The following is an 11,747-nucleotide window of genomic DNA, read 5'->3' on the forward strand; positions in this document are numbered from 1 at the left end:
TTAATTTTAATTACAGTGTAAGGAATTACTTGGTTGTCTCGAGTAATGCCTTGAAGAGCGTTACTGGGAATGTGCGATCCATGCCCAGATAATCAATGAGTAGTACGTATAGTTCATACGGCAGTGCGCCGGCCAGTATTGTCCTTGCCACGAAGAATTTTGCATCGGCATCACCGCACATCTTCATAGCCTCCGCCGCCTGAAGTGCGGTGAAGGCGGCGTAGATTCCGGGGTTTACGCGATACACCGCGAATATAGACAGTATGCTGTCTGCGTATTCGCCGATGTCCGTTGTACCTACGAGTTTCTTAATGTTCTCCTGAATCTCGGTGAACTTGCTTATCAGTGCGTTGACGTCATCTGACAGTTCAGGGAATATCTTGAGTAAGATGCTTACTGCATTCTTTGTTATGGCATCGTAATTCTTCAACACGCACTCGCTTGGTTTTACGTTAAGGTTCGTTATGATTAATTGAACTGTCTTCTTTATCTCCTCTTTCACGTCGGTACTGCTTGAGCTCATCATCATATAACGTGAGAGGGGGTATTTAAGTATTAGCAGTAGAAAGAAGTCTATCATGGTATTAACCTGGTAAGGATATTTGATTAATATAGGGTATATTGAGTTAGCCACTGTTCTCTTTACCGTATTTCTCCAGTAACGCCTTAAGTAGGTTTATTGGGAAGTTGTGATCTAGGCTTAGGTAGTCAAGTAACAGCCTATATAAATTATTTGGGAGCGAGCTGGCCAGTAATGTCCTCACCAGGAAGAACTTCGCATCGGAATCACCGCAGATCTTTGCTGCCTCCATTGCCTGTAGTGCCGCAAATACGCCATAGAGGCCTGGGTCGACATTATACGTTGTAAATATGGTTAATACTGCATCCGCGTATTGTGCCGGGTCCTTAATCCCCACGAGTTTCCTACTGGCCTCCTGGATCTCCTTGAACTTGCTTGCCAGTATGTTGAACTCTGTCGATAGTTCTGGGAATAACTTGAGTACTTGGTTCATTGCGTTTAGGGTTATTGTGCCGTAATTCTTCAGTAGACAGTCGCTTGACTTTACCTCAAGGGCTGAGGTTATTATGCGGGCAATGTAGTTAACTATCTCCTTCACATCGGCACTACCTGGTATGCCTACTATCGTGCCTGGCCCTGACGCGCTCATTATATTTATTAGTAATTGAACAAATATAAGCATTAAGTAGTTGAAATAATGTCACTGAGCCGATCAGATATAGATAAACATTATTACAGTAATACCATGCTAATCGTGACTAGTTTGAATGGGTATTCAGGTGTAGAAAGTGTAAAAAAGAAAATCTATCTATCATTGGCATTAGTGTCAGCAATGCCGCTGCCATGATGGGTTTCCAGGGGATTAAGGCCCTAGGCGCCCTTAGTTCTATCTTAACGTTTTCAATAATATCACTGATGCACTTACCCATTGGTTTTATGCATATCCTTTTATCGGTAACAAAATGCCTCAGCGCATCATAAACCTCATAGACCACATTGAACCTAGGGCCAACGAGGTGCTGCAGGTAATCCCTACTGATCTCCGCCTCAGCCTCTATCACACCATCGCTAAAAATCCTTGCGTGGAGTTCCCACGGGCCGTAAACCCTCATTGCCAGGCTATATAATTCGCCCCTATTGATGGATAACATCGTTGGTTTAAAGCCCCTGCTCATTAGTCCCAGTGCGGCATCGTGTACACTATGGGGAGGTATCTTAATGATAAATACGTGTTTTTGCGAGCCCATCATTATCGTGGACAGGGGAACCCTATATTTTGTCCCATCCTCGAGGCGTACAAGCCAGGGCAAATAAACATCATAGGTGCTATCCATACAGGGGATTTCTTCACCACCCCTTAAATTACTTATATCCCACAAAGTATGTCAGGCCCCCATCTAATCGTTGCCTATCACGGAATGCCCAGTGTATCTGCCATGGAATGGCCACCAATTCCACTTGCCTAGTAGAACTATTATCGCTGGCACGAGTAGTGGCCTGACTATGAATGAGTCGATGATTACTGAGGAGGCTACCGCGAGGGCCACCTGCTTGAGTATGTAAATGCTTGATAGTGCCAGGGAGGCGAAGGCCATGGCCAGCACGAGGGCTGCCCCAGTCACCACAGGCCCAGTAACCTCAACGGCCCTAACAATTGCGTCCCTATCGCTCAACCCATTACTGATTTCCTCCCTGAACCTACTAACTATGAATAGGTCGTAATCAGTACCCACACTGAGCAGTAGCGATATTAGGATCACGGGAAGTAGCCAGTAGGTCTGTATTCCCATTAAGCCTTGGAACACGAATATTGTTAGTGCCAGGGACCAGGTAATGCTCATGAGGACCGTAGCCACGAGCCTCAGCGGTATCATTAGAGACCTCATGTATATTGTGAGTATCACGATATTCACGGCAATCATAACATAGATGATGAGGCCGTAGTACTCACGCTCAAAGCCAAGCACGAAGTAGTACTTATCAGCGGGCGATCCCCCAATCAATACCCTGACCCCGTACTCCCTAGCCACCTCATTAGCTACCTCCCTTAACCCTAGGTATATTGGTATGAGTTTGTCGGACAGTGATTGCTGGTTAACTGTGGCGGTTATTATGTACATGCCTGACCCATTGTATGAAAGGGCAGCATTTATCACGTAGCTCTGCCCCTTTACGGCATTAAGCAGCGCCAATGCGGCTGATTCATTACCGTAAACCACCAGGTACGCCGTTGAGTAGTCATAATTCCTGAAGTAATTAATCAGGAGACTAAGCCCAACCTTAGCCGGCGTGTTAGGCATTACCTGCACCGGATCTGTGGTTATTCTAATGTTCAATATCAGGTACGTGAGGGCCAGGGCAGTGATTGCGAGGAATACGGCCAGGATAAGCCTTGGCCTATCCACGGCGAACTTAGCCATTTTCGAGAGAAAGGCGGTCCTCAACTCAATAGATTTCGCCCTCAAGCCCATGGGCCATAAAACACCGTCGCCGAGCAACCTCATGATTTCGGGCAGTATTACTGCGGTCGCTATTACTGTGAGCGACACGGCAATTATGAAGCCAATGCCTATGTCCTGTATGTAGCCATACCTCGATATGGCGAAGCTACCAAGGCCAAGCCCTACCACGGAGGCGCTGGCTAAGATTGTCGGCCTAACCCGTGATAGGACGATCTTCAATGCCTGGTCCTTATCGTGGCCAGCAATCCTCTCCTCAAGGTACCTACTGAGCATTAGCATGCTGTAGTCAACGCCTATCCCGAAGATTATCGGTGCGATCATGTACACGGTGAGGTAATAAAGCTTGAAGTGGATTGCCCAGTTGTAGAGGAGGCCGAGGGATGCCAGGTACGTTAAACCAAGTACCGTCAGCGACATGACCGGGCCTACCAGGGTTCCGAGCATGGCTATCATGGTTACGAATACGAGGGCCGCCGTGGTCTTATCAATTATATTCACATCGCTTGAAACCATCTTCTCGAGTTCGTAGAGAATGACGTCGGTGCTCACTGGGTATACCCAGTCCCTGCGCGTTAGTAGGTTGTATACCTCATCCTCGTAATTGCTCGGTAATGTTATGAAGGCCACCGTGTAAGTCCCATTCAGGAACTTCTGGGTTAAGTTATTAGGTAGATCAAGGATACTTGGCGGTGGGTGCTCCTGCATTAGTGCGTTGATTACACTAGTCCTCATCTCACTCAGTACCGAGTTAACCACCGATGTGTTGTTGCTGCATGTTAGTTGGTAGAGGTATGGCAATAATAAGGGGGATACGTTATTTAAGTACTCCTGAATTACCAAGAGCCTTAGCAGGTTCATGTCAACGTTAGGCCCTATTAGCACGGCAATTCTTAATTCCGTATCATTGGTATCATTGATTAACAGATCATATACATAACCGGTTATGTTATTTATGTTAATCCCTGGGTACTCCTGCTGGATTATGTGGCCGTAGTTGGTCAGTAAAATTCCCGTGATGTTCTTCGAAACCAGGACGTAAGGTGTTGGGTTATTGCCAATATCATTAACCAACTGCGTGAGTGTTTCATTGGCTAGCTCATTAATGTACTGGTCATAATCCCCATGCTTAAGTTCGTAGTCCTTCGTTGTTAATTCAAATAATGTGGTTAACGAAGTATTCGGATAATTCCTCAGGTAGTAATTCTCGATTTCGTAGTAGAGTAGCTGCGCGTAATTTACCGTTGCATTGAATTCACCGCTGACTTCGTCAGCCACGCTGTAAACCATGGAGTAATACTTCCTATTCAGTCGTATTATTGATGAGCATTCATTATTCAGTGACCAGTATAGGTTCCACACATTGCTTGATTCGTTATCTATTATCTTAGTTGTTACATTACTTATCGTCTCATTATATATTGTGTAGATCTCATTGTACGTCGTTAGTAGGTCGGTGATCGTTATATTGGGTGAGTCGATCATCTCTGTGACGTTGCTTACGTAGTTTAGGCGACCCTCAATGTTTGTCGTTCCGTTACTGCTTAATTTAATTACAACAACGAGTGTTGTCTCGTTAGACGTACCTATGTACTTATCGACCAGGTTCTTGACGATTATCGGTTCTATGTTATTTGGCATTAACTGTGACTCGTCATACGTTAGCACGTTGAATACGTGAAATGAGTAATGGGCTATGTAAATCATCGTGATTAGCCAAGCCACGATTATTAAGATTGATACGTGCTTTCTCGATATCATTCTCAATAAGGGATTTTAACCCGTATTAAATACCATTCCCCGTGAGGAGCGATGAGGAGGTTATCAGGCTCGTAAATGTTAGCAAGAGGTATTACCTAAGCAGTAGTGTCTATATCGATGCGTTAATCAACGTGAACCTAACGATTAGGATGGGCGAGATTGCGATTGTTATGGGGCCCAGTGGTTCCGGTAAGACCACGTTAATGAATATAATGGGTACGTTAGATAAGCCGACCAGTGGTCGTGTAATCATTGATGGGGTTGACGTCACGGATGCCGATGAGAAGTACTTGTCAAAGTTCAGGCTTGAGAGGCTTGGCTTCGTATTTCAGCAATACAACCTGATTTCTCAGTTAACGGCGCTTGAGAATGTAATGCTACCAATGCTTTTAACTGGTAAATACACGAAGGATGAGGCCAGGGAAAAGGCTAGGTTATTACTTGACCTCGTCGGTGTTGGTGAGTTTGCGAATAATAGGCCGAGCCAATTAAGTGGTGGTCAGCAGCAGAGGGTGGCGATTGCTAGGGCATTGGCTAATGATCCATCGTTCATAATAATGGATGAGCCCACAGGTTCTATAGACCTGGCCAGTTCATACCTAATACTTGACCTAGTTAAGTTGCTGAATAAGGCCATAGGAGTTACCTTTGTGATTGCCACGCACAACATGGAGGTCGCGGCAATAGGTAGTAGGATCATTTATCTTAGGGGTGGTAGGATCGTAAGTGAGAGTGATCTTGCGAGGATTAAGGAGGAGTTTAGTAAGTTGAGGGTTGATCAATTAACCGTTATTAAGTCATACCTCAGGATACTTGACCTTGAGGAGAAGAGACTGAGGAGACTAGGTCAGGATTTAGGCGAGATAGAAAGGAGGAGAGATTTAGTAAATAGTTTTATTGGCTCTACATAGGAAATTAGGTTTAATTAGTAAGGGATTTCTACACTATTGATGAGTATTAAGTACGTATTATTGATAGCTGCGGTAATCATGATGCTGTTCATGGGGATCACCGTATACGCCTACGAACCATTAAATGCGTACTTTACTGTTAATTATGTCACGTATTTGAACCCCAACGGTCAAGCCACGGATTACTACATTGAGTATTCATTGGTGCTTTACAATAATGAGCCCTATACAATCTCTTTAAACGTTACTATGAAGGTGCTACCATACTCAAGCATACTGTATGTATCGCCATCAACGGCGCTGATCAGTGGCGATGCCGTGACCTGGGTCATCACACTACAGCCATACTCCCAGGAAACACTTAATGTTAGGTTTAAGCCCGTTTATACACTATTACCAATAGCGTCCATGAATTATCGAATTCTCGTTAATGAATCCAGTATTAACTCAACAATGGTTAATGGTGGTGTTGGTACTAACGTAAATATTTCGGTGAATGTCACGAACTTACTACCATTTCCAATAATGACCACCCTAACCCTAACCAAGCAGTCCGGCTTATTTTATGAGTATAACGTTACACCAACGTTAACGCAGAATATACTTGGTTATGAGGTTGATTATTGGATATTCAATACGGAGAATTCCTCCTCACTTTCGTTGGGTATGGTTGTTGAGAATATGGGTCCGTGGCACAGTGTTAGGATAAACCCAATAACTGTTCAGGCAAGCATCGACTTAAATGGATCAATAAACTCCCTGAATGAAGCCATTAATAGCCTAAACAACACCCTTAATCAACTAAGGAACTTCTCAAGCTCCTTAACAGGCGTTTCTGGTACGGCAAGTAATTACACGGCGCAGTTCCTACAATTAATAAGCCTACTCAATGAGACGGCTCAGGTTCTTGGGGCATCGGCATACATAATAAACTCAACACTAATGGTTGAGAGTCTACTCCAGGCTCAATTAATCGAACTTAAGGTGGCGCTCACCGCTGGTGGTCAGATACTCGGTGCCGAGGCCAATGTGATATCTCAATTAAGGAGTTCGCTTAGTCCAGTGGTGAATAATGAACAGACGTATCTAAACTCCCTAAATACATTAAAGCAAGACTTGCTCCAAATAGAGAGTTCGACGAGTAATAGCACGTTAATAAATGAAATAAATAGCGCAATAATGATGATAAACCAAATTGAGAATTTATTAACAACCCTCTCCCAGGTATATAATAGCCTTGGTACAATACAGAGTGAGCTTACAACGACACAAAACCAGGTTAATCAGGCCACAGAGGGTCTTAATTACGCAATTACTGCGGCAAATGAGAGCGAGCTTTTAATAATAAGTATATCAAGGAGTCTTTACGTACTTCATAATGAATTACTAAACCTAACAAATCAATTATTAATCACCTACATAAACATCTCATCATACCAGACAAGGGCATTATCATACATGACCCAGGTGAGTGGGTACGAGAGTGAGATTGAGAGTACTATCATGAGTGATGAGGTTAAGAAGGCGGTATTAACGGCTTTGGCTAGGCAGTACCTTACATATTTAAGTATTAATAATACGAATGTCAAGATTGATGTGACTGTGGAGGAGACGTTTGTGATAAATATGCCATCAGTAGTAAATACTCAGTATTTAATGCAGTTAATAAATGAGACGGCGGTTCAAGGCAATGAGTCGGTTAGTCCTAGGACCGTTGGTGCCGTAGTCATTAATTACAGCACTTATTACCCACTAATCATTGGTGTCGCCTTATCAATAATACTAGTGTTGATTTTAGTGAGGAAGCTTCATTAGAGAACTTATTTTTAATGGCAATGGGTGCTTTACTTAAATAGAGGTATTAACCGCCTTGATTCTGTGCATAATAATCGCAATGATGAGGAAGCGGAGATGGAAAACTACGTAAGTAGGATAATAGAGTTTTTGGGGGACAACCCTGATAGGCCCGGGTTAAGAGAGACGCCTAGGAGGTATCTGAACGCTCTACTTGAGTTGACCCATGGCTTAAGAGAGCCGCCACCCAAGATTAAGTTCTTTCCCATGGAGGGTAATGAATATGTTGGTCGCATCTCAATTAATGACATTAAATTCGTATCATTATGTGAACATCACCTATTGCCGGTTATTGGTACGGTTACTGTGGTCTACGAACCACTTAACAGCGAGGTGCCTGGTCTAAGTAAGGTCGCTAGGTATGTTAAGTGGCTTGCTGCTAGGCCCATGCTTCAGGAGAGGTTTACGGCAAGGTTAGCTAATGAGCTTAAGGAGGTGCTGCATGCCAGGTATGTCTATGTTAAAGTTTGTGCATTGCATATGTGTGCGATGATTAGGGGTGTTAAGGATGAGGATATGTACATGGTCACTGAAGCCTGGTCTGATGGGGTAAGTGATGAGGAACTGAAGGAGTTAAGGAATTCAACTCGCTGTAGGGTGCCTAGGATAGTCCTGACTAAGGAATATTAAGGGGATTAACTTCAGTAATCACTGTGATTAACCCAATAGAGCATGTTGAACTTAGCACACATGTGCATGCAACGGAGAGTGAGCTTAAGGTTGTGAGGGCGTTACTCAATTTATTACCTCCGCAGTACAGGGATGGTATTAATATAATGAGGAGTGGCGGCCAGGGACACTTCGGTAATGACATAGGTACTATAAAGGTGCAGTTTAAGGGGCAGGATGCGCTGCAGATTGCTCAACATATACTTAAAGCCGTTGACCAATTGGATAGGGAAATAATCCTTGTTACAATCAATAGTAGATTTAGTGATGGTAAGCTATACCTCAGATTTAACAAGCAATTGGCGTATAATGGCGTTGCAAGGCTTGATGATGGTGACGACGTGATTAAGGTGATAATAAGATTTAATCATTGGGTGATTAAGAATGAGGGTATTGAAACCATAATCAAGCAATTAATGCGGCATTAAAGCCTTGGCAGTGTCACAGCACCCATTGATGCCGACGTAACTAATGACGCATACTTAGCAAGTAGACCCCTCGTATACCTAGGCGGTGGTGGTTGCCAATTCTTTAACCTCCTCTTTATCTCCTCCTCAGGCACGAGTAAATCAAGTCGGCCATTCTCCACGTCAATTAATACCCTGTCACCATCCTCAACAACCGCTATTGGCCCTCCAACGGCTGCCTCGGGAGCCACATGACCGACCATTAGGCCGCGGGTAGCACCGCTAAACCTACCATCGGTAACCAGCGCTACGTCCTTACCCAACCCAGCTCCAACAATTGCAGCGGTGACCCTAAGCATCTCGGGCATTCCTGGGCCACCCTTAGGACCCTCATACCTAATGACAACCACATCACCCGGCTTAATCTCGCCCCTCCTGATTGCTTGGAATGCCTCCTCCTCGCTGTTGAACGGCCTTGCCCTACCCTCAAACCTCATTAATTCGGTGGCTGCAACCTTAATAACAGCACCCTCGGGTGCTAATGAGCCCTTAAGTATCCTAATACCACCCCAGGGCTTGATTGGATTACTAACGTCCCTAACTATGTGGTCATGTGGCACGTTCGGGAACTTATAATTCCTCAAATTCTCCTCCAGTGTCTTACCCGTTATGGTGAGTACCTTACCATTGAGTAAGCCCGCCTTCAATAGCTTTAACATGACTAATGGAACACCGCCAACCGCGTCGAGGTCAGCCATTACGTAGTCGCCACCAGGCCTTAAACTTGCTATGTACGGTGTCCTTCTCGATATTCTATCGAAGTCATCAAGCGTTAATTTAACCCCAGCCTCGTAGGCAATGGCGAGTAGGTGAAGTATGGCATTGGTTGATCCACCCATTGCCATTAACACCGTTATCGCATTTTCAAAGGCCTCGTAAGTCATTACGTCCCTAGGCTTTATGCCAAGTTCCATCGCGTTCATTAACGCAACACCACTCTCAACCGCGTACATTACCCTCCTAGCCGATGTGGCTGGTGGTGAAGCACTTCCTGGCAAGGCCATGCCCAATGCCTCTGCTATCGCCGCCATGGTGTTTGCCGTGAACATGCCCGCGCAGGTTCCGTAGGTTGGGTGAGCCCTCTTTTCTATCTCATAAAGCTCATCCTCCGTAATCTTACCCGCAAGGTACGCGCCGATTGCCTCGTGAACATCCTCAATAGTGAGTTTGAGGTTACCGTAAAAACCAGGCTCTGCCGTTCCACCGTATAAGTAAACAGCCGGTATGTTTAACCTAGCCATAGCCATTAGGATCCCCGGCGTCGTCTTGTCACAACCACCAATACCAACAAACCCATCAAATGCATGCGCATTAACCTGGGCCTCTATTGTGTCAGCGATCACGTCCCTACTCACTAGGCTGTACCTCATGCCCTCAGTGCCCATCCCAATGTTATCATTAACGACTATTGTCGGCACCGTGAGTGGTGAACCACCGCCTCTACGTACACCCTCCTTAACGTGGACCGCTAATTGAAGCGTATGTATATTACACGGCCCAGCCTCACTCCATGCAGCAACAACGGCGACTAAAGGCTTACCAATATCCTCATCCGAAAAGCCTATGGACCTTAAGAAAGCCCTGTGCGGTGCATTTAAGACACCGCCGTACCTCTCCTGACTTCGTAGGTTGACCTTAATCATTAATAACCTATATACTATCCCTATTAAATTAATTCACTACTTAACACATTAAAATGAGGACCAACATAATACTTAATAATTTGGTTATAGATCAGTAATAATTTGTATGTCGTTTACACTAACAAGTCCTGCCTTTAAATATGGTGAAAGAATCCCAAGGAAGTACACGTGTGATGATGTTGATATAAGCCCACCGCTGCAGTGGTCTAATACGCCGGCCGGCACAAAATCCCTCGTCTTAATAATGGAGGATCCAGACGCACCAATAGGCGTGTTTACTCATTGGGTTCTGTATAACATACCGCCAGATAGGACCGAACTCCCTGAGAACGTGCCGAAGACCCCGGTCGTTGAGGGAATAGGCGTGCAGGGTATTAATGACTTTGGCAGAATTGGTTATGGTGGTCCATGCCCACCAAGGGGTCATAAGCCACATAGGTACTTCTTTAGGTTATATGCGTTAAATACCGTACCCAACATCAAGCAGAGGGCTTCTAAGGATGAAGTACTTAGGATAATAAAGAATAGTATAATCGGTACCACCGAGTACATGGGAACATACTCAAGGTGATGAACGCCCTTAATTTCACTCAAAATTACGCCTCACTTAAATACCTCCAGGAGAGCACTATTCCTATTACTGAGAATATCACCGCAAAGCCTATTAGGTAAGCATAATCAAATAGTAGGCTTTGCCCCGTTATACCAAGCAGTAATTGCCTATTAATGTCATTAACATATGTTAATGGGTTCACGAGGGCTACGGGCTTAAGCCACCAGGGCATTGACTTAACTGGGTAGAAGGAATTGCTTGCGAACATCAGTGGCATGTTCAGTAGGTTCATTATGGCCATTTGCGATTCCCAGGAGGTTGACCTTAGGGCGAGGGTCACGAATAGGGATGCGAAGCCCATGGACATTAGGGCAAGCGCTGCGTAGGCGCCCAGTACGTCCAGTGGATTTAGGCTTGGGTTTAGCTTCATGCCGAGTAATATGGCTATTATCAGCACTATCGTTGATTGGACCAATGACCTAATCATGGAGTTCAACACCTTAGCCATCACGATGTTACCCCTGGGCACTGGCGTGGTCAATAACTTACTCAGGACACCAAGTCTCCTATCCCACACGATACTCATACCGCTCTGTAATGATGTGAATAATGTTATGAATGATAGCATACCCACCGCCAGAAATGAGAAGTAATCCGTAGTCCCGAAGTTGGCCTTAAGGACCTCAGACGCTATCTCATCAATTACCTGCTTAGGTATGTTAAGTCCAGGAATATTTAGCCCGCTTGTGAACATGACTGCGAAGTTCATGGACTTTCCGAAGAAGGCAAGCCAAACAACTGGTTGTATCAACGATATTATTAGTATGACGGGTACCTTATACCACTTGGCCAACTCCCTATTGGTCAATGCCCAAAGCCCATGTAGTGGGTGTAGTCTCGTTGCCATTCC

Annotated in this window: 11 protein-coding genes; 5 read left to right on the forward strand and 6 right to left on the reverse strand. The window is 44.8% G+C overall.

The window, feature by feature from the left end:
• Positions 1-25 precede the first annotated feature (25 nt).
• The 4 genes from VDIS_RS01610 to VDIS_RS01625 all read right to left on the reverse strand — a co-directional run bounded on the left by VDIS_RS01610 (position 26) and on the right by VDIS_RS01625 (position 4,740).
• Positions 26-523: a hypothetical protein gene (locus VDIS_RS01610; protein ID WP_245522542.1), complete on the reverse strand. Its 498-nt coding sequence runs from the start codon at positions 521-523 to the stop codon at positions 26-28.
• Between the two features lie 103 nt (positions 524-626).
• Entirely contained in the window at positions 627-1,169 is a 543-nt protein-coding gene (locus tag VDIS_RS01615; RefSeq protein ID WP_148678170.1) for a hypothetical protein, read from the reverse strand.
• Between the two features lie 109 nt (positions 1,170-1,278).
• Positions 1,279-1,854: a hypothetical protein gene (locus tag VDIS_RS01620; protein ID WP_013335462.1), complete on the reverse strand. Its 576-nt coding sequence runs from the start codon at positions 1,852-1,854 to the stop codon at positions 1,279-1,281.
• A 63-nt stretch (positions 1,855-1,917) separates the two neighbouring features.
• On the reverse strand, positions 1,918-4,740 hold the full coding sequence (locus VDIS_RS01625; protein ID WP_013335463.1) for an MMPL family transporter: 2,823 nt from the start codon (positions 4,738-4,740) through the stop codon (positions 1,918-1,920).
• Between the two features lie 41 nt (positions 4,741-4,781).
• Between VDIS_RS01625 and VDIS_RS01630 the strand changes: the two genes are divergently transcribed.
• The 4 genes from VDIS_RS01630 (at position 4,782) to VDIS_RS01645 (ending at position 8,602) form a co-directional block, all read left to right on the forward strand.
• Entirely contained in the window at positions 4,782-5,651 is an 870-nt protein-coding gene (locus VDIS_RS01630) for an ABC transporter ATP-binding protein (protein WP_013335464.1), read from the forward strand.
• A gap of 39 nt (positions 5,652-5,690) precedes the next feature.
• On the forward strand, positions 5,691-7,466 hold the full coding sequence (locus VDIS_RS01635) for a hypothetical protein (RefSeq protein WP_013335465.1): 1,776 nt from the start codon (positions 5,691-5,693) through the stop codon (positions 7,464-7,466).
• A 96-nt stretch (positions 7,467-7,562) separates the two neighbouring features.
• On the forward strand, positions 7,563-8,135 hold the full coding sequence (gene folE / locus VDIS_RS01640) for a GTP cyclohydrolase I (protein ID WP_052885862.1): 573 nt from the start codon (positions 7,563-7,565) through the stop codon (positions 8,133-8,135).
• Between the two features lie 23 nt (positions 8,136-8,158).
• Entirely contained in the window at positions 8,159-8,602 is a 444-nt protein-coding gene (locus VDIS_RS01645; RefSeq protein WP_013335467.1) for an RNA-binding domain-containing protein, read from the forward strand.
• Here VDIS_RS01645 and ilvD read toward each other — a convergent pair.
• Complete coding sequence (ilvD, locus tag VDIS_RS01650; protein WP_013335468.1) at positions 8,599-10,284, reverse strand: dihydroxy-acid dehydratase; 1,686 nt, start codon at positions 10,282-10,284, stop codon at positions 8,599-8,601. The genes VDIS_RS01645 and ilvD overlap by 4 nt on opposite strands.
• A gap of 106 nt (positions 10,285-10,390) precedes the next feature.
• On the opposite strand from ilvD, the gene VDIS_RS01655 reads away from it, so the two are divergent.
• Positions 10,391-10,855 carry a YbhB/YbcL family Raf kinase inhibitor-like protein gene (locus VDIS_RS01655; protein ID WP_013335469.1) on the forward strand — a complete coding sequence of 155 codons (465 nt, stop codon included), beginning with the start codon at positions 10,391-10,393 and terminating at the stop codon, positions 10,853-10,855.
• Between the two features lie 25 nt (positions 10,856-10,880).
• On the opposite strand, the gene VDIS_RS01660 is transcribed toward VDIS_RS01655, so the two are convergent.
• On the reverse strand, positions 10,881-11,744 hold the full coding sequence (locus tag VDIS_RS01660; RefSeq protein WP_013335470.1) for an ABC transporter permease: 864 nt from the start codon (positions 11,742-11,744) through the stop codon (positions 10,881-10,883).
• Positions 11,745-11,747 lie beyond the last annotated feature (3 nt).

Origin of the sequence: Vulcanisaeta distributa DSM 14429 (genome assembly GCF_000148385.1) — an archaeon.
Taxonomy (GTDB): domain Archaea; phylum Thermoproteota; class Thermoprotei; order Thermoproteales; family Thermocladiaceae; genus Vulcanisaeta; species Vulcanisaeta distributa.